At 69.0% G+C, this 21876-nt stretch carries 19 protein-coding genes; 8 read left to right on the forward strand and 11 right to left on the reverse strand.

Annotated features, from left to right (window positions below):
• Positions 1 to 10 precede the first annotated feature (10 nt).
• Both B9Y95_RS15660 and B9Y95_RS15665 read right to left on the reverse strand, forming a co-directional pair.
• Positions 11 to 3061, reverse strand: coding sequence for an FtsK/SpoIIIE domain-containing protein (locus tag B9Y95_RS15660; protein WP_085513204.1), 3051 nt, complete (start codon positions 3059 to 3061; stop codon positions 11 to 13).
• 91 nt (positions 3062 to 3152) lie between these two features.
• Entirely contained in the window at positions 3153 to 3959 is an 807-nt protein-coding gene (locus B9Y95_RS15665; RefSeq protein WP_085513206.1) for a PP2C family protein-serine/threonine phosphatase, read from the reverse strand.
• A gap of 193 nt (positions 3960 to 4152) precedes the next feature.
• Here B9Y95_RS15665 and B9Y95_RS15670 point away from each other — a divergent pair, with 193 nt between their 5' ends.
• The 3 genes from B9Y95_RS15670 to B9Y95_RS15680 all read left to right on the forward strand — a co-directional run bounded on the left by B9Y95_RS15670 (position 4153) and on the right by B9Y95_RS15680 (position 7615).
• Complete coding sequence (locus B9Y95_RS15670) at positions 4153 to 4635, forward strand: Lrp/AsnC family transcriptional regulator (RefSeq protein ID WP_085513208.1); 483 nt, start codon at positions 4153 to 4155, stop codon at positions 4633 to 4635.
• A gap of 74 nt (positions 4636 to 4709) precedes the next feature.
• Complete coding sequence (locus B9Y95_RS15675; RefSeq protein WP_085513210.1) at positions 4710 to 6446, forward strand: sensor histidine kinase; 1737 nt, start codon at positions 4710 to 4712, stop codon at positions 6444 to 6446.
• Positions 6443 to 7615 (forward strand): diguanylate cyclase domain-containing protein, encoded by a 1173-nt coding sequence (locus B9Y95_RS15680; protein ID WP_085513213.1) that lies wholly within the window; start codon positions 6443 to 6445, stop codon positions 7613 to 7615. The genes B9Y95_RS15675 and B9Y95_RS15680 overlap by 4 nt, the downstream gene beginning before the upstream one ends.
• A gap of 19 nt (positions 7616 to 7634) precedes the next feature.
• Here B9Y95_RS15680 and B9Y95_RS15685 read toward each other — a convergent pair whose 3' ends face one another.
• Positions 7635 to 8273: a hypothetical protein gene (locus B9Y95_RS15685; RefSeq protein ID WP_085513216.1), complete on the reverse strand. Its 639-nt coding sequence runs from the start codon at positions 8271 to 8273 to the stop codon at positions 7635 to 7637.
• A 199-nt stretch (positions 8274 to 8472) separates the two neighbouring features.
• Between B9Y95_RS15685 and B9Y95_RS15690 the strand changes: the two genes are divergently transcribed.
• Both B9Y95_RS15690 and B9Y95_RS15695 read left to right on the forward strand, forming a co-directional pair.
• The gene (locus B9Y95_RS15690; protein WP_085513218.1) at positions 8473 to 9969 is read left to right on the forward strand and encodes a glycosyltransferase family 2 protein; all 1497 of its coding nucleotides are present in this window, start codon (positions 8473 to 8475) and stop codon (positions 9967 to 9969) included.
• Complete coding sequence (locus tag B9Y95_RS15695) at positions 9966 to 10343, forward strand: Hpt domain-containing protein (RefSeq protein ID WP_085513220.1); 378 nt, start codon at positions 9966 to 9968, stop codon at positions 10341 to 10343. Before B9Y95_RS15690 ends, B9Y95_RS15695 begins: the two co-directional genes overlap by 4 nt.
• A gap of 64 nt (positions 10344 to 10407) precedes the next feature.
• Here the strand turns inward: B9Y95_RS15695 and B9Y95_RS15700 are convergent, their stop codons facing one another.
• A complete protein-coding gene (locus tag B9Y95_RS15700) occupies positions 10408 to 11361 on the reverse strand; it encodes a response regulator transcription factor (RefSeq protein ID WP_327083103.1) in 954 nt (317 codons plus the stop codon).
• A gap of 55 nt (positions 11362 to 11416) precedes the next feature.
• A complete protein-coding gene (locus tag B9Y95_RS15705; protein ID WP_085513221.1) occupies positions 11417 to 12478 on the reverse strand; it encodes a glycoside hydrolase family 6 protein in 1062 nt (353 codons plus the stop codon).
• A gap of 263 nt (positions 12479 to 12741) precedes the next feature.
• On the opposite strand from B9Y95_RS15705, the gene B9Y95_RS15710 reads away from it, so the two are divergent.
• Complete coding sequence (locus B9Y95_RS15710) at positions 12742 to 14508, forward strand: BCCT family transporter (protein ID WP_085513223.1); 1767 nt, start codon at positions 12742 to 12744, stop codon at positions 14506 to 14508.
• Positions 14509 to 14517: 9 nt separating this feature from the next.
• Here B9Y95_RS15710 and B9Y95_RS15715 read toward each other — a convergent pair whose 3' ends face one another.
• Complete coding sequence (locus tag B9Y95_RS15715; protein ID WP_085513225.1) at positions 14518 to 15486, reverse strand: aldo/keto reductase; 969 nt, start codon at positions 15484 to 15486, stop codon at positions 14518 to 14520.
• A 108-nt stretch (positions 15487 to 15594) separates the two neighbouring features.
• On the opposite strand from B9Y95_RS15715, the gene B9Y95_RS15720 reads away from it, so the two are divergent.
• Both B9Y95_RS15720 and B9Y95_RS15725 read left to right on the forward strand, forming a co-directional pair.
• The gene (locus B9Y95_RS15720; protein WP_234994136.1) at positions 15595 to 16143 is read left to right on the forward strand and encodes a methylated-DNA--[protein]-cysteine S-methyltransferase; all 549 of its coding nucleotides are present in this window, start codon (positions 15595 to 15597) and stop codon (positions 16141 to 16143) included.
• Positions 16140 to 16727 carry a DNA-3-methyladenine glycosylase I gene (locus tag B9Y95_RS15725; protein ID WP_085513227.1) on the forward strand — a complete coding sequence of 196 codons (588 nt, stop codon included), beginning with the start codon at positions 16140 to 16142 and terminating at the stop codon, positions 16725 to 16727. The genes B9Y95_RS15720 and B9Y95_RS15725 overlap by 4 nt, the downstream gene beginning before the upstream one ends.
• A gap of 10 nt (positions 16728 to 16737) precedes the next feature.
• Here the strand turns inward: B9Y95_RS15725 and B9Y95_RS15730 are convergent, their stop codons facing one another.
• The 5 genes from B9Y95_RS15730 to atpA are packed head-to-tail and all read right to left on the reverse strand — an operon-like array spanning position 16738 to position 21821.
• Positions 16738 to 17499: a YaaA family protein gene (locus B9Y95_RS15730; protein WP_085513229.1), complete on the reverse strand. Its 762-nt coding sequence runs from the start codon at positions 17497 to 17499 to the stop codon at positions 16738 to 16740.
• A 4-nt stretch (positions 17500 to 17503) separates the two neighbouring features.
• Positions 17504 to 17779: a F0F1 ATP synthase subunit epsilon gene (locus B9Y95_RS15735; RefSeq protein ID WP_064295316.1), complete on the reverse strand. Its 276-nt coding sequence runs from the start codon at positions 17777 to 17779 to the stop codon at positions 17504 to 17506.
• Between the two features lie 2 nt (positions 17780 to 17781).
• Positions 17782 to 19248 carry a F0F1 ATP synthase subunit beta gene (atpD, locus tag B9Y95_RS15740; RefSeq protein WP_079707188.1) on the reverse strand — a complete coding sequence of 489 codons (1467 nt, stop codon included), beginning with the start codon at positions 19246 to 19248 and terminating at the stop codon, positions 17782 to 17784.
• Between the two features lie 47 nt (positions 19249 to 19295).
• Entirely contained in the window at positions 19296 to 20189 is an 894-nt protein-coding gene (locus tag B9Y95_RS15745; protein ID WP_085513231.1) for a F0F1 ATP synthase subunit gamma, read from the reverse strand.
• Positions 20190 to 20192: 3 nt separating this feature from the next.
• A complete protein-coding gene (gene atpA, locus B9Y95_RS15750) occupies positions 20193 to 21821 on the reverse strand; it encodes a F0F1 ATP synthase subunit alpha (protein ID WP_079707189.1) in 1629 nt (542 codons plus the stop codon).
• Between the last annotated feature and the right edge of the window lie 55 nt (positions 21822 to 21876).

Consider the following 21876-nt stretch of genomic DNA (forward strand, 5'->3'; position numbering starts at 1 on the left):
CGGCTTCGGGTCAGGAGCCGAGCAGGTCCACACGCATCGCCTCCTGTCCGGCCCGCCACCGCCAGGCACGGCCGCTCGCATAGCCGAGGAGCGGTGGGAGTTCACGGCTCCTCGTCACCTGCCGGAAGTCGGCGGCGGAGCAGCCGTGGACCACCAGGTCGGCACGGGCGATGCTCGGCGGAAGGTCTCGCCCGATGACCAACCGGCCCGACAGCCACGTCTCGGGGTCGACGAGGACGACGATCGCGGCGTCGTCCTCCGGGATGTCGCTCTCGATGCCGGCGACACCCGCGAGCGGTGCGGACGGGAACAGGTGCGCGGCCGGTTCGATGAGCCTCACCCGTTGCTCCGTCCCGTTCGGGCGCTGCAGCATCGCCCGGACCGCTCCGGTGGCGCGCGTGACGATGACGGTCGCGTGTGCCGGGCTCGGCCGCCAGCGGTGGACCGCGGGCGCAGAGGACGGTGGCGCCGGCGACGGTGGAGCGAGTGCGATCTGCACCTCCGAGTCCTGCCAGTGGGCGCGGCCGGCGGGTCGGCGCTGATCGAAGCAGGAAGCGGGTGCGCCGGCGACGAGATGATCCTGCCGATCAGCGAGGCGGAGGACGAGCGTGCTGCCCAGCTGAGCCGAGAACCGGTGGACCGCACCGCCGAGCCGGGAGGCGACGAGGATGACGCTGATCCCGCGGCGGCCGCCGTCTCGAAGCAGGCCGAGCAGTGCGTCGCGGAGGGCGGCGCCGTGCTCGTCCCCGGCGGTGGCGAGGAGCGACTCCACGTCGTCGACGAGGAGGAGGGTGCGCTCGGTCGGGCGGAGCGGATCCGACAGTGCCATGACCGTGTCCCAGGCCTGCTCGGCATCCTGGCCGACGCGCTCCACGCGGAAGCGATCGCGCGCGCCGACCTCGAGCGTGTCCAGCAGGGTCGTTCGACCGGAACGTCCGGTGCCGAGCACCAGCAGCGAGCCGTCGTGCTCCGGACACCACACCGCGGGGCGTTGTGCCTGCTCCTCGGGGAGGTCTGCGAGGCCGAACACGATGCCCTCCCCGGGAGGACAGTCGACACCGGTGCGCTCCGAGCCTCCGGTACGTCCCGCCTCGCTCGCCGAGACGGCGCTCAGGGCCAGACGTGCCGGCAGGGGGTCGAGCCATGGTCGCCGAGGTGCTGGCGCGTCGCGCCAGCGCTCACGGACCGCGAGGATGTCGTCGGACGTCGTGACCGCGGACTGGAACACGAGTCGTCGGTCGCCGTTCCAGACGATGCAGCGGCCCGGCGTTCCGGCCGGGATAGCGGCCGCATCGGGCACACCGAGGATCGCGGCGCTGTCGGGGCGCGAGGTCACCCGGAGCGAGAGGCGAAGCGTGCAGTTCGCGAGGATGGCGTCGGCGGCGACCGCCGCCGGACGCTGACTGCAGAGGATCAGGTGCAGGCCGAGTGATCGCCCGCGGGCAGCGAGGTCGGCGAACACCTGATGGAGGTGCGGGCTCGCGTCGAGCAGCGCCTGGAACTCGTCGACGACGACGACGAGCCGAGCCGGGCGGTGTTCCGGCAGGAGCACGGGGTCGAGCAGGTGCCGCGCCCCGTGTCCGGCGAGCACGCGCTCGCGGTGGCGGAGCTCGGCTCGCAGGCTCGACACGACGCGGTCCGCCGCTCCCGGTTCGAGGTCGGTCACCATCCCGACCACGTGCGGCAGGGTCTCCACCGCTTGGAAGGAGGCGCCGCCCTTGCAGTCGACGAGGAGCAGGGACAGCTCTTGCGGCGAGCACTGCGCGGCGAGAGCCGTGATCCAGGTGATGAGCAGCTCGCTCTTGCCGCTCCCGGTCGTGCCTCCGACCAGTGCATGGGGTCCGTCCGCCCCGAGGTCCAGCAGCTGCACGCCCTCGACGCCGGTGCCGACGGCGACCCGGAGCGCATCGGGCCGCCAGTCGGATCCCGCCGGCGGGCGACGGCCCCGCACCGGATGCACCTGCGCGAAGGCGACGTCGGTCGGCAGACTCGAGAGGGTCGGGGACTCCCCCGTCGTGAGCGCGGCGGCGGTGAGCGCCCCGACGACGTGTTCCGCCTCGGCTTCCGCGAGCAGGGTTGGCGACACCGGCACGGACGAGGAGGCGCCGGTACCGTCGGCGAGGACGGTCTGCCCGTCGGCACCGAGGACGAGCAGGTGTCGGCAGCGGGTGGGGATGAGTTCGACGGTGTCGGACAGGGCGACGAGCACACCGCCGGTCGGCGGGCGTCCTCCCGAGCGCCCTGAGGCGGACCCGACCGCTTCCCAGCGTTCGACGACCGAGACGAGGGTCGGCTCCGCCGTTCGCCCACCGGGCATCGCGTCGGCGGGGTCCGAGACCGCACGGTGCGGGAGGTCCTCGAGGAACGCCCAGCCGCGGTCGTCGGGAGCCGCGGGCTCACCGGAGAACTGCGCTGCCTGCGGCGGGAGCTGTCGGGCGAGCTGCAGGAGGATGCTGCGGGCCACCGCGCGCGCGAACACCTTCCCACCGACGATGCCGATCCCCTCGACCGCGTCGACCACGACCGGCGCCTCGGACAGCCGTGCGACCCACTGCCACCGGTCGTCGTCGGCACCCGCGTCCACCCGCACGGCACTCCTCGTCTCCCCTCGCCCGATGCAGACGAGCGTGCGGCGGGCCTCCGGTACCCGCCACCTGGCACGGTCGGGTCCATCGATGACCTCGAGGAGCCGACCGGCAGGGTGGAGCGCTCGCAGTTCCTCGCGTTCCTCGGCGTGTGCTCGCGCGATGTCCTGCTCCAGCTCCTGCGCCGCAGCGTCATACGCCACGCGCGCCCGCCGTCCGCGCCGCCGTCTGGTCCAGCGCGCGTCGATGAAGCCGGCGACGGCGATGAGGGGGCCGAGCGCGGCGAAGACGAGCGTCACGGGTGAGCCCGTGATCGCGAACAAGGCGACCGACCCGATGACCGGGGCGAGGCTTGCGAGGATCGGGAGCGACCCGGTGGGCGGCTCTGCCGGCGGGCTGGGCGCACGGAGGCGGGCCGGCCTCGTCGCGGGCCGGTGCGAGGTGGTCGCGGAGGGCGTCACGTCCGAAGGGCTCATGGCTCCAGTGGAGCACCCTGCGGCCCTCACCGGCTGGCGGGACGGTCCGACCGGGAAGGAAGCCCGCGCGAGCAGCGGCTGTGGAGCGGGCTCAGGAGGCGGGCTGCTCGACGCCCTCGTCCACGGCCTCGCCGACCGCCGCGATGTCGAGCACGATGACCGAGACGTTGTCGCGTCCGCCGTTGTCGAGGGCGGCACGCAGGAGGAGTTCGGCCGCGTCGACCGGCGTGGCCCCCTCCGTCAGGAAGTACCAGATCCCGTGGTCGGTGAGTTCCTTCGTGAGCCCGTCCGAGCAGACGAGCCATCGGGCACCGGTCTCGATCGGGAAGAGCTCGACGTCAGGTACGGGGTCGTCCGACGGTCCGACGGCCCGGGTGATCATGTTGCTGTTCGGGTGGAACTCCGCTTCCTCCGGGCTGATCGCTCCCGCGCGGATCAGCTCCTGGACGATCGAGTGGTCTTCGGTGACCTGGACCAGCTCGCCCTCCTGCAACCGGTACACCCGGGAGTCGCCGATGTTGAAGACCGCGACGCGACCCTCGCCCTCGTCGGCCGTGAGTACGACACCGGTGACGGTGGTGCCCATGCCGAGTTCGCCCTCCTCCGCGGTGTCGATCATGTCCGCGACGGCCATGCGCAGCGCGTCGACGAGGCCGTCGACGGTGAGGATCTCGGCTCCCTCGGTGGCCTTGGTCAGGCGGTGCGCGACCGCGGCACTCGCGACCTCGCCGGCGGAGTGCCCACCCATGCCGTCGGCCACGGCGAACACGGGAGGGAGCGCCACGAAGGCGTCCTCGTTCAACTCGCGCCGCTTGCCGACATCGGTCATGCCGGCCCACGCGAGTGAGACTCGACGCCCGCCGGGCAGCGTGACGATCCGTTGCCCGTGCTCGGTCACGTCTGCTCCTCTAATACGGCTGGCGGTGGCTGATGCACCCTCGACGATAGTACGGTACCGGCCGACCGCAGGACCGCCCCACCCGGCTCGGCGGATGACGTCCGTGGATCGGCGACGACGGATCCGGACGCCGCGGCCGGTCGGTCCTGCGGATCCGCTTGCCGCGACCCGTCCGCACTGTCATGATCGACGTATGACTCGAGCGAGCTCCGATCCACCGGCGAAGGCGGCGCCGCCCGACGACACCTCGAAAGCGATCATCGAGCAGCTCCAGACCGACGGACGCCGGTCCTACGCCGAGATCGGGAAGGCCGTCGGGCTCAGCGAGGCCGCCGTGCGGCAACGGGTGCAGAAGCTCACGGAGTCCGGCGTCATCCAGATCGTCGCGGTGACCGACCCGATGCAGCTGGGCTTCACCCGGCAGGCGATGATCGGTGTCCGGGTGACCGGTGACACCCGCGTGGTCGCTGATCGCCTGTCCGCGTTGTCGGCCGTCGACTACGTCGTCCTGACCGCCGGCTCCTTCGACCTGCTGGTCGAAGTGGTCTGCGAGGACGACGAGGAACTGATCGCGCTGCTGAACGACGAGATCCGCACCGTCGACGGTGTCTCCGGAACCGAGACCTTCGTCTACCTGCGCCTGCACAAGCAGCTCTACGACTGGGGCACCCGCTAGAGGGGATTCCCTCGCCGGCGCAAGCCGTCCCTCGTATCACGCTCCGCCACCCCCGACAGAGGTACGCTCAACCCATGCCCGCGAAGCCGATCGGAGAACGGACTCCCCCGTCCGGCCCGTCGGCGTCGGGTGACACCGCCTCGGCGCCCGGTCTCGCTGACACCGGGCCCACGAGAACGGGCCCGCACGCGGTCGAGGTCCCACGACGCGTCGGCCGGATGACCGGCTACAGCGCCTTCCCACAGCTGCTCTTCGGCCTGGCGGTCGTCGCGATCCTCTTCGCCACGCTCCTGTTCCAGGGCGTCGACGACAACTCCGTCCTGTTCTACATCGGGGTGATCCTGGCGTTCATCGCGACGGCGCTCGCGCCGATCGTGCCCTGGCACCAGGTTCCGCGACTCCTCATCGCCCTCCCGATCCTCGACATCATCGCCATCGCGCTCATCCGGCAAGGCGAGCCCCTGATCGGCGCGGGACTCCTCTGGGTCTTCCCGACCATCTGGATGGCGACGGCCTTCGGCCTCGCAGGTGCCGTGACCGCCATCGTGCTCGTCTGCACGTCCAGCTGGTCATCCCTGGCGATGACCCCGGGGGACATCACCATCGCCAATCTGCCGGCGCTCGTCATCCTGCCGACGGTCCTCGCGTTCGTGGCCGTCTCCACCGCGATGACGGCGAAGCGGACGGAGGCGCAGCGCGTGCTGCTGAACAAGCAGGCCGGCCAGCTCGAGACCGCCCTGGGGCGCGCCCAGGACCAGGAGAGCCGCCTCGCGGAGATCCTGAACGCCGTGAACTTCGGCGTCGTCCGCTTCGACCGCATCGGAGCCCGGGCGATGGTCAACCGGTTCCAGACGCGGCTGCAGGACGAGGTCGGCGAGCTGTCCGACGTCAATCCCGCCCTCCCGGTGTGGGCCGAGGACGGACTGACCCTCCTCCAGCCGCAGGACAAGCCGTACATCCGCGCACGTCGTGGTGAGGAGTTCGAGAACCTCACGGTGTGGCTCGGCGCCCCCGGCACCGAGCGGATCGCCCTCGCCCTCACCTCCCGCCGCCTCTACGACCACGAGGGCGGCTACGACGGCACGGTGCTCGTCTCGCGCAACGTCACGAGCGAGATCAACGCGATCCGCGCCAGGGACGACCTCGTGGCCTCCGTCTCGCACGAGCTCCGGACGCCGCTGACGTCGATCCTCGGGTACCTCGACCTCGCGCTCGACGACCCGGGGCTCCCACCGCGGGTCGCGAAGCAGCTCACGATCGCCCAGACGAACGGCGATCGGCTCCTCGAACTCATCGCGGACATCCTCGCCGCCTCCCGCGACGTGAACCGGACCATGGTGCTCGAACGCTCCGAGTGCGAGCTCCGGGAGATCGTCGACCGCTCGGTCGAGTCGTTGGCGCACGTGGCCGCCGAACGGAGCATCACCATCGTGCGCCACGACGAGGAGGCCGTGCCGCTGTTCGCCGACCCGTTCCGCCTCCGCCAGGTCGTCGACAATCTGCTCTCGAACGGCATCAAGTACAACCGGGACGGCGGCGAGCTGAGCGTCGGTGTCACCTCGGAGGGCGACACCGCCTGGGTCATCGTGCGGGACACCGGCATCGGCATCTCCGAGGAGGACCAACCGAAGCTCTTCGAACGGTTCTTCCGCTCCGACCTCGTCCGCAACTCCACGGTGCACGGCAGCGGCCTCGGCCTCGCGATCAGTCGGGACATCGTCCGCCTGCACGGCGGCGACCTCACCGTCCACAGTGTGCTCGGTGAGGGCACGACCGCGGTCGTCCGTATTCCGAGAGGCGGGACCGAATGATCTTCGACAGCCAGACCGTCGCGGTGATCAACGCGCTCGTGATCTTCGTCTGCGGCGCGACGTTCATCGTCAACACCTTCATGCGGAAGGACGACGCGAGCGGGCGGGTGTGGTCCGTGTCCTACATGGCCGGGATGTTCACCAGCTTCTCCTACGTCGTCAGCGCCCTCAGCCAGGGGGCCTGGTGGGCGATAGCCGCCGGGAACGGTGGATACGTGCTGAGCATCGCCGCCCTGTGGTCCGGCGCACGGCTCTTCAACGGCAAATCGAGTCTGCTCTGGGTCTCGCTCATCGGGACGGCGGTCACGATCGTCGCCGCGCTCGCCGCCGGGCCCTCGGGAGGGCCCTGGGCGGGCGCGCCCGCGACGTTCCTGTGCATCGCCCTCTTCGCGGGCCTCGGCACCGGTGAGACGCTCGTCGGTGCGATGCGGGACAACCCGACCACCCGTGGCTTCACCATCGTGCTCGGCATCGCGTCCCTGTTCTTCGCCGCTCGGCTGATCGCACTCCTCGTGGAGGGGCCGGACGGTTCGTTGTTCACGACGCTCTTCGGGACCGTGGCCGCCTCACTGCTGCTCATCGCGCTCCTCATCGTCGCGACCGTGGTGCTCTCCGTCCTGCGGGCCGAGCGCGCCGCACCCGCCAGCCGGCGGCACGGGAGCATCGTCGCGTACACGGGTGACGACGTCCTCCTCCAGGAATCCTTCGTCCGGATCGTCGACGACTGGCTGGAACGGGCCAACTTCCATGACGAGCAGCTCGCGATCCTCCACGTCCGGCTCGACGACCTCGATGAGATGAAGACGGCGTTCGGAGCGGCGTTCAGCAGCGAGGTCGCCGCGGGGTTCATCTCCTCGGTCCGTCGGTACGGTCCGACGCTCTCCGACATCGGCGAGGACGGCGCCGGGTGTCTCCTGATCGCGACACCCGCGGTGGACGCCGACGTCGCGCTCCAGGCGGCCAAGGGCATCCAGGACGGCCTGCTCGACCACCCTGTCGAGACCACACCGCGCCTGCGCCCGACGGCCAGCATCGGGATCGCTCTGACCGACTACCTCGGGTACGACGTCGCCGTCCTCACGCGTGCCGCCAGCGACGCCAGCCTGCGTGCCGCAGCGGCCGGCGGGAACCGCACGGTCCTCGCCTCGTCGGCGCCGACGGGCCGCTGACGGATCGGATCGAGCTCGGTCAGGCCTGCGGGGCGATCGCGATCGTGAGGGTGTCCACCGCAGTCTGCTTCGCATACTCGGCGGACGTCGGCGTCGCCTGCACCAGCAGCTCGTAGGTGATCGTCAAGGTGACGCCGGTCGCGGCGCTGTCCACCTCGGGGAGGACGAACGTCTGGCTGTAGCTGTACGGCGCCTTGATGAGGTACCCCGGTGCCACCGTCGACTGGTCGGTGAACGGCGCAGGCGACTCCAGCTGCCCCTTCGGCCCGTGGACCGTCGTGGTGAGCGTCACCCGCGACAGGTAGAGCGCCTGGAGGTCGTCGGGGTTGAGCACACCGCTGAGCGAGAAGCTCACCGGCTTGTTGACGTCCGCGGTCCACGCGTCCATCGACAGGGTGGACCAGTAGTCGACCGTGAGGGTGGCGGAGCCCGCCGTGAGCGTGTGCTTGGCACTCCCGCTCGCGAGTTCGTTGGTGATCGCACTCACCGTCGGCCTCGGCGTCTTCGACACGCGCGGCGAGCTGGTCGGCTGCGCGCCCGGCTCCTCCCACGGAGGCGTCCCGCAGGCGCTCAGCCCGAGGACGATCGCCGCGGCGGTCACAGCCTGGAGGGCGTGCCTGACGTGCCGGTTCCGGACCGGGCTTGGGTGGTTCGACATGAGGCTCCTGGCGGGTGTCGGAGGGATGATCGAGTGACCCTCGAGGGTCCGCATGACCCACGAACTGGGGCCAGCGCGAATCTTGAGGAAATCCTGAGCCGACGCTATCGCATTCACGCGCGAAAGCCGCGCCCAACGCGGCAGAGTTGCAACTGCAGCGCGACCCGCTGCACTCGACCCACTCGGAACAGGACCCCTGATGTCAGAACTCGAAGCGCGACCGGACAGCTCTCGGCCCAACGCCCAGCAGCCTGACCCTCGGTACATTCAGACGCAGCCGCTTCTCGCGCCCGAACTTGAAGCGTACGCCAACGAATTCATCGACTCGGTCAACTCGCTCCCCGAGTACCGCGCGACCATCGGGTGCATCATCCCCGCCTACAACGAGGAGGAGTCGCTGCCGGCAGTGCTCGCGTCCCTCCTCGAGCAGACGCGGATGCCCGACGTGATCCACGTGGTCATCAACAACACCACGGACCGGTCGGTCGACGTCGCCGCGCCCTACGCCGGCCCGCACTCCCGGGTCGACGAGGACGGCTACGAGCAGTTCACCGAGGTGTTCATCCACGACATCGGGAAGAACCCCGACAAGAAGGTGGGCGCGCTCAACTACGGCTTCACGCTCGTCGAGGGCTACGACTACCTGCTCGGAGTCGACGGTGACACGGTCGCCGACCCGACCGCGATCGAGTCGCTCGAAGCCGAGATCGTCTCGGACAGTCGCATCGGCGGCATCTCCGCGATCTTCTCGATCGACGACGAGCCGTTCAAGAAGCAGCTCGTCCCGGCGTTCCTCATCGCCGGCCAGCGCACGCAGTTCGCCGCGTTCAACATGCAGAACATGCTCCGAGGCCGCAACATGGCCGTGCTCGGCGGACAGTACTCGATCTTCTCGGTCCAAGCCCTGCGCGACGCCATGGAGCAGAACCACCAGTCCACCCCGTGGGTCAAGGACTCCGAGGTGGAGGACTCGCTCCTGTCGCTGCAGATCAAGAGCGCCGGCTACCTCACGAAGATCAGCGCCCGCGCCCGCGCCGACGTCGGTGGGATGACCACCGTCCGGTCGCTCGACGCCCAGCAGGTCAAGTGGAACTACGGCGCGATCGAGCTCATGTGGCCCGGCCAGCGCGGCGACACCAAGGGGCAGCCGCTCCACCCGAACCTCCGACTGCGGTGGCTCGAGAACGCGGAGATGCTCCTCAACATGGTCACGCGCATCCTCTTCGTCGTGCTGCTCGCCGGCTCGCTGTCGATCCACGCGTTCGTGTTCAGCCCGGTGTGGCTCATCCCACCGCTGATCGCCATCTTCCTCAACCTGCGCATCGCGCTGTCGATGAAGAAGCGGAACGTGCGCGACATCCTCTTCGCGGTCCTCATCTTCCCGGCCGAGTTCTACATGTGGATCCGCATGGGCCACTTCATCCGTGCGTGGTCGAAGTTCGCCTCGAACAAGAAGGTCGACAACTGGGCCGAGCAGGCGAAGGCCGAACGAGGCTCGGGCAACGCGCACCTCGCACCACTCCTGTTCGTCCTCGCCGCCATCATCGCGATCGTCGCCGCTTGGACCCAGCTCTCCCCCGTCGTCCAGTCCACGATCCTCTGGGCGGGCTGGCCGGTCCTCGGGGTCATCACCGTGCTGCAGACACTCAGCATGTTCGGCAAGCTCATCCGTCGTCAGCGCGGCTACCGGGTGTGACCTCCCCCGACCCGGGCACGGTCGACGCCGACGAACTGCGCAGGTTGCTCCGAGAACTCTCGGGCGACCTGCGCAGTCGTCGTCGGTTCGTCCAGACCTATGTCGAGATGTGGCCGACTCGTCTGGCGCGTCTGGGAGCGGCACTCGACGCCGACGACACCGACGAGTCCAAGGTCGTCCTCCTCAGCATCCGCTCCTCCAGCGTGATGCTGGGCGTCGTCGGGGTGGCCGGACTGGCGAGTGCCGGTCTCCAGGCGATCGAGCTGGGGCGTCTCGAACGCGCGCGCGAGATCCACACCGCCCTTCAGGAGGTCGGCCGTCGCAGCTGCGAGCGGCTGCTCGAACTCGACGCGGCGGACGCTGCGGAATCCTGAGTTCCGACCGCCAGGCGTCGTTCATCGCCGACGAGGCTCCGTCGCGGTCGCGACCGCGGCGGTCTCAGTCGTCGGAGGTCATGCGGTAGCCGACGCCGCGCACCGTCTCGATGAACCGCGGGGCCACCGTGCTGTCGGCGAGCTTCCGTCGCAGGTTGGCGAGATGCACCTCGATCGCCCGTTTGTCGGCTTCACTGACGTAGTAGGCCGTGATGTAACTCTCGCCACGGAGCATGAGCGCGAGGTCCGCCTTGCTGCGCACCCGACGGCGGGACTCCATCAGTGCCTGCAACAGGTCGAACTCGCTCCGTGTGAGGTCCACCTCGGTGCCGTCGACCTCGACGATGCGAGTCGCCGAGCTGAGCTTCAGACCACGGTGGACGAGCCATCCCTCGCCGTCGTCGGATGCTGCGGCGGCCGGTTGCATGATGATCGGGACGACCGACTGACCGACGGGAGCGGCATGACGCGCGACGGTCTCGTGGACGATCGTGGGGTCGGGCGACGACACCTGCTGCTGCAGTGGCGGCGCGGCGACCTGGGCCTGCACGACCTGAGTGACGGGACCCGGCGCGACCGCGGTCGGAGCGGGTTGTGCCGGTGCCGCCGCCGCGACGGCCGGAGCATCACCGTTCGCGCGAGGCCGACGGAGCATCGCCTCGATGCGGGCACGGAGCTCGCGCGGACGGAAGGGCTTGGTCATGTAGTCGTCGGCGCCGGAGTCGAGGCCCTGCAGGGTGTCGATCTCGTCGCCCCGTGCGGTCAGCATGACGATGTAGGTGGAGCTGATGGCGCGGATGCGCTTGGCAGCCTCGAAGCCGTCGATACCCGGCATGCTGACGTCGAGGGTCGTGACGAGGGGGTTGTGCGTCCGCACCGCCTCGACGCCGTCGAGACCGTTCGCGGCGGACACCGTCTCGAAGCCGGCCTGCTCGAGGACGGTCTCGAGCAGTTGGCGGATGTCCGCGTCGTCTTCGATGACGACCGCGGTCCGACGTTCGCTCAGCTCTTCGGTCACGATGCCCCTACCCGTTCCACCCGTCAGCGACGTGCCGGATGTGGCCGTTCCCGACTCACCACGCGCTGAATCCCTTGGCCAGTTGCACGGCCTGCTCCGGCCACCATACCCCAGCAAGGGGGCCACCGTTGCACGCTCCGTCGCTCTCGCCGGGGGCTTTCACCCAGAGGTTCGCGTCGAGGTGTTCGGCCCGCGCGGTGAGGGGCTGCTGCCCCACCGTCCGGCCGGACGGGTTGCACCATTCGCCGTTCGAGCCGCTGCCGTTCCGAGAGGTGTCGATCACGTAGTGGGCGCCGTCGAGGAGGCCGCTCAGTTCCTCCGCATAGGCGATCTCGTCCTCGGTCGTGTTGTAGTTGGAGACGTTGGTGGCGAAGCCCGTGGCGTCGGCGACACCGGCCTCCCGGAGGAGCTCGGCCATCTCGGCGGGCGGTCGCCAGTCGGAGTGTCCGCCGTCGAGGTACACGGGGACGGATGCGTCCGCGAACTGCTCGGTCGCGGCTGCCAGTTGCCGCATCCGCGCGGTGCGGTCACCGCAGTCCGGCGCGAGCGCGACGGCATCCGGTTCGAGGATGACGGCGACGCGGTGATCCGCGAGGGCGGCGACGATCTCGGCGACCCAGTCCTGGTACTCGTCGCTCGACAACCCACCGGCGGACTGGTTGCCGCAGTCCCGCTCCGGGATGCCGTAGACCGTGAAGACCGGCATGGAACCGGAGCGCTCGGCGGACCGGACGACCTCGGAGACGGTGTTCCGGACGGTTGCGATCGGGTAGCGCTCCGGCACGAGCCAGATCGCGGTCGGCTCCGCTGCGAGCCGCTCCGCCGCTGCGAGCTGTTGGGCGACGTCGCTCGGGTCGCCGTTCGAACCGCCGCTCGTCCCGGCCGTGGCGGAACTCGTCGGTTCCTCGGCCGCGGCCGCCGGATCGGCCGCGGCGGCGCGGGCGGCCAGCGAGGACGGATCGACGTACAACTGCGCTCCGTCGAACGGACCGGCGGCGGCGTTCGGGACGCGGCTCACGAGCGACACCGCGAGCGCACCGCCGGCGAGGAGGACGGCGACGACGCCGAGGGCGACGGCCGTCCGGGTACGTCGTCGGTCGCGGGGCGTTCTCGGCACGGATCCTCCTGCTTGGTCATCCGCAATTGTGCCCGACAAAGCCTCGCCACGGTGCCGATTCCCGTGAATCCGTGCCCCGAGTGGGGGACGGATTCGCTCAGTGGCCGCACGGACGGCCCGGGGACTCGCCGAGCTCCGCCAGCGACACGCCACTGGGACTGCACACCAAGGCCCCCACCGCAACGTTGTCCGGATCGCCGTGGCTCCCTACCCTTGATGATCGGGGCGACGCAGGGTCGCCCCACGGCCCGAGGAGCGCACACGTGAGCACGAAGACCATTCCCACCTCCGACGCGGCGGCAGGTGACGCCCCCGCGAAGGTCATCCCCTGGGTGCTCGGGCCGGCCCTCGTGGTCATCCTCGGCGTCGCGCTGTTCTCGATCCTGCTCCCGAAGCAGGCCGAATCCGTCTTCAACGCCATCCAGTCCGGCATCATCGGTGGCCTCGGATGGTACTACGTCCTCCTCGTCGCCGGGTTCGTCATCGTGGCGATCGTCTTCGCCGTCTCGAAGTTCGGCGACATCAAGCTCGGCAAGGACGACGACGAACCGGAGTTCTCGCTCCTGTCCTGGTTCTCCATGCTGTTCGCCGCCGGGATGGGGATCGGTCTGGTCTTCTACGGTGTCGGTGAGCCACTCACACACTTCCTCGAGCCGCGCCCCGGGGTCACGGGCTCCCAGCAGTCGCTGGCCCAGCAGGCCATGAGTCAGACCTATCTCCACTGGGGACTCCACGCCTGGTCGATCTACGCGGTCGTGGGTGTGGCGCTGGCGTACGCCGTCCATCGCAAGGGACGCCCGATGTCGATCCGGTGGTCGATCGAGCCGTTGCTCGGCAAGCGCGTGCAGGGCGGCTGGGGCAATGCGATCGACGCGATCGCCGTCATCGGGACCGTGTTCGGCGTCGCGACCTCGCTCGGACTCGGCGTCCTCCAGATCTCCGCAGGACTCGGGTACACGGGCATCGCCGAACCGAACATCGTCACGCAGGTCATCCTCATCCTCGTGATCACCGGTGTCACGATCTTCTCCCTCGTCTCCGGGGTGCACAAGGGTATGAAGTGGATCTCGAACACCAACCTCGTCCTCGCGGCGCTGCTGCTGTTCTTCGTCCTGTTCGCCGGCCCGACGCTGTTCCTGTTGCGCGAGTGGGTGCAGTCGATGGGCGCGTACCTCCAGAACGTTGTCGGACTCACCTTCAACGTCTCCGCGTACCAGGGTGCTGCCGGCGAGGCCTGGCAGTCCTCGTGGACGACCTTCTACTGGGGCTGGTGGATGTCGTGGGCACCCTTCGTCGGCGTCTTCATCGCCCGTATCTCGAAGGGGCGCACGGTGCGGCAGTTCGTGCTCGGTGTCCTGCTCGTCCCGACCCTCGTGACCTTCCTCTGGTTCGCCGTACTCGGGGGCACCGCCATCATGCAGTCGCTGGAGGGCCGTGACTTCAGCGGTGCGGACGGTCCCGTGGACCTCAACACCGCCCTGTTCAACATGCTCGCCGGCCTCCCCGGTGGATCGATCGCGACCGTCGGTGCCCTGCTGCTCATCCTCTTGTTCTTCGTGACCTCGGCCGACTCGGGATCACTCGTGATGGGCATGCTCACGACCGGCGGCACGGAGCCGCGGAACCGGGTTCGGATCGCTTGGGCGCTCGTGACGAGCCTCCTGGCCATCTCGCTGCTCATCGCGGGTGGTCTCGCGTCGATGCAGACGGCGGCCATCATCACGGCGCTCCCGTTCAGCGTCGTGATCATCCTCATGTGCATCTCGTCCTTCAAGGCGTTCGGTATCGAGGTGCGACGGGAGCAGCGGGCGAAGCGCCGCCTGTTCGCCGCCGAGCTCACCGAGAGCGTCTCAGCCGACGTGAGCGAACAGCTGTCCGATCAGGTCTCGGAGCAGGTCACGGAGCACTTCGGCACGATGACCGCCCAGCTCGACCTCCGGCAGCTCGCGTCCCCGGACACCCCGGGATCATCGGCCGCGTCCACGGACCCGCAGCAGCAGGACCCGGAGCAGCGCCGCTCGAAGGACTGACCGCGCGGCTCAACCGACGGGGAAGCGGTCCGAGATCCAAGCCGCTTCCTCGGCGGTCGGCGACCACGCCGAACCGGCCGCGGCGTTCGCGCGGATCTGTTCCGGAGTGGTCGCACCGGCGATGACACTCGAGAGCCCGTCCTGGACGAGCAACCACCCGAACGTCGCCTCGAGCATGGAGATGCCGCGCTCGTCGCAGAAGGCCTGGTAGGCCTCGATCGCGTCCCAGGGTGCCGTGTCGAGCAGGTGCTTGCGCTGGCGCATGATGCGGCTGTCCGCCGGCCCGCCGTCGCGGGAGAACTTCCCCGTGAACAGGCCGTTGTAGAGCGGGAAGTACGGGAGGAAGCCGACGCCGGCGGCGCGCATGGCCGGGAACAGCTCGCGCTCCGCACCCCGGACGAGCAGGCTGTACTCGTTCTGGGCCGATATGAAGGCGGGGTGGCCGGCGGTGCGAGCCGCCCAGTCCGCCTCGGTCAGCTGCCAACCGGCGAAGTTCGAGTGGCCGGCGTAGCGGATCTTCCCCTCGTGGACGAGTTCGTCGAGGGCAGCGATCGTCTCCTCGATGGGCGTGAACGGGTCTGGGGTGTGCAGCTGGTACAGGTCGATCCAGTCGGTGCCCAGGCGGCGGAGCGAACCCTCGACCGCGAGCCGGATGTAGCGACGGGAGCCCTTGGCACCCCAGTTCGGGATCGGGCTCTCGTAGTCCACATGGCCGAACTTGGTCGCGAGCACGATCTCATCCCGCCGCCCGGCGATCGCCTGCCCGAGGAGTCGTTCGCTCAGCCCGTACTCCCGGCCGTAGATGTCGGCGGTGTCGAAGAGGGTGACCCCGGCGTCGATGGCCGCGTCGACGACGGCTCGGGTGCCGTCCAGGCTCTCGGTGACCGTGCCCTCGCGTCCGAAGTTGTTGCAGCCGATGCCGACCGCTGAGACGAGGAGGCCGCTGCGACCGAGTGGGCGATAGCTGAGATCAGACATGCATCCAGGCTAGCCCGACCGTCCTCCACAGGCACCCGTCGGCCCCCGACGCCGCGGCCAGGCCCACGTGACGCATCGCGCCGATAACGTGCTTCCTACGCTCGGTGCATGACCACACACCTCACCATCACCGATCCCGTACTCCCCTGCTCCGCCATCGCCGACCCGGCCGCCGAGGGCTTCCTCCGGATGCCGACGCCGGTGGGGCGGATCGAGCTCCGATCCGTCGACGACGCGGTCTCAGCCGTACGCTTCGAGCACCACGGGCGACTCCCTCTCGACGGAGTCGACGAACGCCCCTCCGCGGTCCTCCTCGACGCCGCGGAGCAGATCGACGAGTACTTCCGCGGACGACGCACCGTGTTCGACCTCCCGCTCGTCACGACCGGCACGCCGTTCCAGCAGGCGGTCTGGTCGGCGCTCGGCGAGGTTCCGTTCGGCGACTCCATCGGGTACGGCGCCCTTGCGGCCGCGGCCGGTGCCCCGCAGGGCGGCCGGGCGGCCGGCCAGGCGGTTCGGGCGAACACCATCGCGCTCCTCATCCCCTGTCATCGCGTCCTCGGAACCGGGCGGATCGTGACGGGCTATTCTGGCGGAGACGGACCGGCCACCAAACGCTGGCTCCTCGACCACGAAGGGATCCCGTACCGCCGATGAGTCCAGCCACCCCGACCATCGTCGGCACCGACGGCCTGACCCGCTGCGCCTGGGCCGGGACGGACGAGGAGTACCAGCGTTATCACGACGAAGAGTGGGGCGTACCGCTCCACGGGCAGCGGAAGGTCTTCGAGAAGATCAGTCTCGAAGGGTTCCAGGCCGGGCTGTCCTGGATCACGATCCTCCGGAAGCGACCGGCCTTCCGCGAACGGTTCCACGGCTTCGACCTCGACGCCGTCGCGGCGATGACGGAGGCTGATGTCGAGAGCCTCCTCGACGACGCCCGGATCATCCGGCACCGCGGGAAGATCAACGCGGTCATCGGCAATGCCCGCACCGCCCTCGAGCTGGGCGACGACTTGGACGAGCTCCTCTGGAGCTTCGCTCCCCCGCCGCGGCCCGTGCGGTTCGCCCAGTGGACCGAGGTCCCCGCGGTGACACCCGAGTCCACCGCGCTCAGCGCCCACCTGCGGAAGCGCGGCTACCGGTTCGTCGGCCCGACGACGATGTACGCCCTCATGCAGTCCGGAGGCCTCGTCGATGACCACCTCGTCGGCTGCTGGCGCTCCGAGAGCGCTCCCTGACCCCGAGCGGTCAGACGACGAGGGCGAGCTCGGTCACCCGACCGTCGTCGGCACGGGCGTGGACGTCGAGCATCCATCCGGTCGATCGTGCCCAGTCGAGCAACGAGTCGACATCAGGGTGGTCGACACCGGCCTCCAGCAGCGCGCGGGTGAACCGGCCCTTGCCCTGCTTGTTGAAGTGGTTGAGCGCGCGACGGCGGCCATCGTCGCCGACCGTGAGCACACGCAGGTAGACGGCACCCACGCGATCCGGCAACGGCCCGAGCGCCGCGTAGCCTTCCGAGCGCAGGTCCAACACGACACCCTGGACGGCGTCCAGTTCGCGCGCGACCGGCACCGCCCAGTGACGTTTCAGGACGAACCCGGGGAGCCTGGAGTCGTGGGAGAGCCGATACGCCGGAATGGGATCGAGCGCGCCGACCGGGCCGAGCAACGCCGAGTGCACGACCAGGTGCTCAGCGGCGAACCGTCGCGCGTCCGGTGGGAGCGTGGTCGCATCGAGCGCGTCGTACAGCACCCCCGTGTACCGGTCGATCGCCGGCATCGTCGCGGACGTCGCCGCCACGCGGTTGCGCTGGACCTCACCGAGCTGCTTGGGGCCGAGCTTCAGGGCCTTCACCGTCGCGGCCTCGTCGGCAGCGAGCGACACCAGGGCGCCTAGGCAATCGTTCCGGGACGAGGAGAGCCCTGGAAACCGCAGCAGGGCGGTGTCCAGGGCTCGTCCGTCGCCGCCGTCCCGCTTCGTCTCCGAAGGGGGAAGGAGGATCAGCACTGAATCAGGAGCTGGTCACGAGCGTGGCGTTGCCGGCCACGACGGTGACGGTGTTGTTCTCGACCGACAGGAAGCCGTCTTCAGCGTTCGCGACGATCTTCGAGCCGTCTTCGAGCGTGACACGGACCTCACCGGCGGCGAGGATGGCCAGCATCGGCTCGTGGCCGGGCAGGATACCGATCTCGCCGTCGACGGTCTTCGCGATCAGCTGGCGTGCCGGGCCGGACCACACTTCGTGGTCGGCCGCGACGACGCTCACGGTCAGAGGAGCGGAAGCCATGCTCAGCCGTTGTCCTTCTGGATCTGCGCCCACTTCTCTTCGACGTCGGTGATGGAACCGACGTTGAAGAAGGCCTGCTCGGCGACGTGGTCGAACTCACCCTTGGCGATGGCGTCGAACGACTCGATGGTGTCCTTCAGCGGGACGGTCGAGCCCTCGACACCGGTGAACTTCTTCGCCATGTAGGTGTTCTGCGAGAGGAACTGCTGGATCCGGCGCGCACGCGACACCGTGATCTTGTCTTCCTCGGAGAGCTCGTCGACACCCAGGATGGCGATGATCTCCTGCAGTTCCTTGTTCTTCTGGAGGATCTGCTTGACCGTGGTGGCGACGCGGTAGTGGTCGGCACCCAGGTAGCGGGGGTCGAGGATACGGCTCGTCGACGTCAGCGGGTCGACGGCCGGGTACAGGCCCTTCGACGCGATCTCACGGGAGAGCTCGGTCGTCGCGTCGAGGTGCGCGAACGTCGTCGCGGGAGCCGGGTCGGTGTAGTCGTCGGCGGGGACGTAGATCGCCTGCAGCGAGGTGATCGAGTGCCCACGCGTCGAGGTGATGCGCTCCTGGAGGAGGCCCATCTCGTCGGCGAGGTTCGGCTGGTAACCCACGGCGGACGGCATGCGACCGAGCAGGGTCGACACCTCGGAACCGGCCTGGGTGAAGCGGAAGATGTTGTCGATGAAGAGCAGCACGTCCTGCTTCTGGACGTCGCGGAAGTACTCCGCCATCGTCAGCGCGGAGAGGGCGACGCGCAGACGCGTTCCCGGCGGCTCGTCCATCTGGCCGAACACGAGGGCCGTCTTCTCGAAGACGCCCGCCTCTTCCATCTCGTGGATGAGGTCGTTGCCCTCACGGGTACGCTCGCCGACACCGGCGAACACCGACACACCGCCGTGGTCCTGCGCGACGCGCTGGATCATCTCCTGGATGAGGACGGTCTTGCCGACACCGGCACCACCGAAGAGACCGATCTTGCCACCGAGGACGTACGGCGTCAGGAGGTCGATGACCTTGATGCCGGTCTCGAACAGCTGCGTCTTCGACTCGAGCTGGTCGAAGGGCGGCGGCTGACGGTGGATCGGCCAGCGCTCGGTGATCTCGATCTGCTCGCCGGGCTCGGCGTTGAGCACCTCGCCGATGACGTTGAAGACCTTGCCCTTGGTGACGTCGCCGACGGGCACCGAGATGGGCGAACCCGTGTCGGTGACCTCCTGGCCGCGGACGAGGCCGTCCGTGGGGTTCAGGGCGATGGCGCGGACGAGGTCGTCACCGAGGTGCTGTGCGACCTCGAGCGTGAGGACCATCGTCTGCTCGCCGATCACGACGCTGGTCTTCAGGGCGTTGTAGATGCCCGGGATCGCGTCGTGCGGGAACTCGATGTCGACGACCGGGCCGGTGACGCGGGAGATGCGGCCGACGGCGCCGGCCTTCACCTCTGCAGCGCCCTGCTCGGCAGTTGCGGTGGGAGTCATGTTCTTCTCTTCTCTGTCTCTACAGATACGTGTGCGTGTTGCGATGACTAGGACGAGAGCGCGTCTGCGCCGCCAACGATTTCGGAAATCTGCTGGGTGATCTCGGCCTGCCTCGCGTTGTTGCGGAGGCGGGTGTAGTCGGTGATGAGCTTGTCGGCGTTGTCGCTGGCCGACTTCATCGCCTTCTGCGTCGCGGCGTGCTTCGCGGCGGAGGACTGCAACAGCGCGTTGAAGATCCGGCTCTCGATGTAGTTCGGAAGCAGTGCATCGAGCACGCTCTCCGCATCCGGCTCGAACTCGTACAGCGGCAGCACAGCGGTGTCCGTGGGCTCCTCGACGCCTTCGACGACCTCGAGCGGCATGAGACGGACGACCTCGGGGGTCTGCGTCATCATGCTCACGAGGCGGTTGTAGACGATGTGGATCTCGTCGACGCCACCCTCGGAGGCGTCCGTGAGGAACGCCTTGAGGATGGACTCGCTGATCTCCTGCGCCGTGGCGAAGTCGGGGTTCTCCGTGTTGCCGACCCACTCCCCTGCAGCCTGCATCCGTCGGAACGTGAAGTAGGCGACGGCCTTGCGGCCCACGAGGTAGTGCGTGACGTCCTTGCCCTGGCTGCGGAGGAGCTCGGTCAGCTCGGCGGCCTCACGGAGGACCTGCGAGTTGAAGGCGCCGGCGAGGCCTCGGTCGGATGCGAACACGACGACCGCAGCCCGCTCAACCTTCTCCGGCTCGGTCGTGAGCACGTGGTCGACGTTGGAGTACGTCGCGACGGCGGACACGGCACGAGTGATCGCACGAGAATAGGGTCCGGATGCCGCCACCCGCGCCTGCGCCTTCTGGATGCGCGACGCGGCGATGAGCTCCATCGCCTTCGTGATCTTCTTGGTCGTCTGCGCAGACTTGATCTTCTGCGTGTAGACCCGGAGTTGAGCGCCCATGGACTAGCGGCGACCCTTCACGATCTTCTCCTGGTTGACGTCTTCAACCGGGAGCTCCTCGACCTGCTCCGAACCGAGGGCAGCGCCCTCGCCCGTCTGGAACTCGAGCTTGAACTGGTCGACAGCGGCATCGAGCTTCGAGACGGTGTCGTCGTCGAGCACGTTCGTGTCGCGCAGCGTGGTGAGGACCTCGGTGTTCCGACCCAGGTAGTCGAGCAGTTCGCGCTCGAAGCGGAGGACGTCCTCGACCGGGACGTCGTCCAGCTTGCCCTTGGTTCCGGCCCAGATCGAGACGACCTGCTCCTCGACGGGGTACGGCGAGTACTGCGGCTGCTTGAGCAGCTCGGTGAGGCGGGCGCCACGGGCGAGCTGACGGCGGCTGGCCGCGTCGAGGTCGGATGCGAACATCGCGAACGCCTCGAGCGAGCGGTACTGCGCGAGCTCGAGCTTCAGCGTTCCGGAGACCTTCTTGATGCTCTTCACCTGAGCATCGCCACCGACGCGCGAGACGGAGATACCGACGTCGACCGCGGGGCGCTGGTTGGAGTTGAAGAGGTCGGACTGCAGGAAGATCTGGCCGTCGGTGATGGAGATCACGTTGGTCGGGATGTACGCCGAGACGTCGTTCGCCTTGGTCTCGATGATGGGCAGACCCGTCATCGAACCGGCGCCGAGCTCGTCGGACAGCTTCGCGCAACGCTCCAGCAGACGGGAGTGGAGGTAGAAGACGTCACCAGGGTAGGCCTCGCGTCCCGGCGGACGGCGGAGGAGGAGGGAGACGGCACGGTAGGCCTCGGCCTGCTTCGACAGGTCGTCGAAGATGATCAGGACGTGCTTGCCCTCGTACATCCAGTGCTGGCCGATGGCCGAACCGGTGTAGGGGGCGAGGTACTTGAAGCCGGCCGGGTCGGACGCAGGCGAGGCGACGATCGTCGTGTACTCGAGCGCGCCAGCCTCTTCCAGCGCACCCTTGACGGAGGCGATGGTCGAGCCCTTCTGGCCGATGGCGACGTAGATGCAGCGGACCTGCTTGTTGACGTCGCCCGAGTCCCAGTTGGCCTTCTGGTTGATGATGGTGTCGATCGCGATCGCGGTCTTGCCGGTTTGGCGGTCGCCGATGATCAGCTGACGCTGGCCGCGGCCGACCGGGATCATGGCGTCGATCGCCTTGATGCCGGTCTGGAGCGGCTCGTGCACCGACTTGCGCTGCATGACGCCCGGAGCCTGGAGCTCCAGCGCGCGGCGGCCGGTGCTGGCGATCTCGCCGAGGCCGTCGATCGGGTTGCCGAGCGTGTCGACGACACGGCCGAGGTAGCCGTCGCCGACGGGGACCGAGAGGACCTCGCCCGTGCGGGTGACGTCCATGCCTTCGACGATCTCGTCGAACTCACCGAGGACGACGACGCCGATCTCGTGCTCGTCGAGGTTGAGCGCGAGGCCCAGGGTGCCGTTCGCGAAGCGGAGGAGCTCGTTCGCCATGGCGCCCGGGAGGCCCTCGACGTGGGCGATGCCGTCAGCGGCATCGATCACGCGTCCGACCTCGGTGGCCGCGGCGGTGCCGGGCTCGTAGGCCTTGACGAAGTCCTTGAGAGCATCCCGGATCTCGTCTGGGCTGATCGTGAGTTCTGCCATCATGTTCCTTTTGGTTGTGGAACCCGGGGGTTCCGAGAGGTGCGATCCGTCAGGA

The sequence above is a fragment of the Plantibacter flavus genome, assembly GCF_900177615.1.
GTDB classification, from domain to species: domain Bacteria; phylum Actinomycetota; class Actinomycetes; order Actinomycetales; family Microbacteriaceae; genus Plantibacter; species Plantibacter flavus.

What these genes read in the sequence shown, in the direction of transcription:
- B9Y95_RS15685 (WP_085513216.1), bottom strand. Translation starts at nt 8,273, where the DNA reads ATGTCGAACCACCCAAGCCCGGTCCGGAACCGGCACGTCAGGCACGCC.
- B9Y95_RS15715 (WP_085513225.1), bottom strand. Translation starts at nt 15,486, where the DNA reads ATGTCTGATCTCAGCTATCGCCCACTCGGTCGCAGCGGCCTCCTCGTC.
- B9Y95_RS15745 (WP_085513231.1), bottom strand. Translation starts at nt 20,189, where the DNA reads ATGGGCGCTCAACTCCGGGTCTACACGCAGAAGATCAAGTCTGCGCAG.
- B9Y95_RS15675 (WP_085513210.1), top strand. Translation starts at nt 4,710, where the DNA reads ATGCCCGCGAAGCCGATCGGAGAACGGACTCCCCCGTCCGGCCCGTCG.
- atpD (WP_079707188.1), bottom strand. Translation starts at nt 19,248, where the DNA reads ATGACTCCCACCGCAACTGCCGAGCAGGGCGCTGCAGAGGTGAAGGCC.
- B9Y95_RS15690 (WP_085513218.1), top strand. Translation starts at nt 8,473, where the DNA reads ATGTCAGAACTCGAAGCGCGACCGGACAGCTCTCGGCCCAACGCCCAG.
- atpA (WP_079707189.1), bottom strand. Translation starts at nt 21,821, where the DNA reads ATGGCAGAACTCACGATCAGCCCAGACGAGATCCGGGATGCTCTCAAG.
- B9Y95_RS15735 (WP_064295316.1), bottom strand. Translation starts at nt 17,779, where the DNA reads ATGGCTTCCGCTCCTCTGACCGTGAGCGTCGTCGCGGCCGACCACGAA.
- B9Y95_RS15670 (WP_085513208.1), top strand. Translation starts at nt 4,153, where the DNA reads ATGACTCGAGCGAGCTCCGATCCACCGGCGAAGGCGGCGCCGCCCGAC.
- B9Y95_RS15720 (WP_234994136.1), top strand. Translation starts at nt 15,595, where the DNA reads ATGACCACACACCTCACCATCACCGATCCCGTACTCCCCTGCTCCGCC.
- B9Y95_RS15680 (WP_085513213.1), top strand. Translation starts at nt 6,443, where the DNA reads ATGATCTTCGACAGCCAGACCGTCGCGGTGATCAACGCGCTCGTGATC.
- B9Y95_RS15660 (WP_085513204.1), bottom strand. Translation starts at nt 3,061, where the DNA reads ATGAGCCCTTCGGACGTGACGCCCTCCGCGACCACCTCGCACCGGCCC.
- B9Y95_RS15725 (WP_085513227.1), top strand. Translation starts at nt 16,140, where the DNA reads ATGAGTCCAGCCACCCCGACCATCGTCGGCACCGACGGCCTGACCCGC.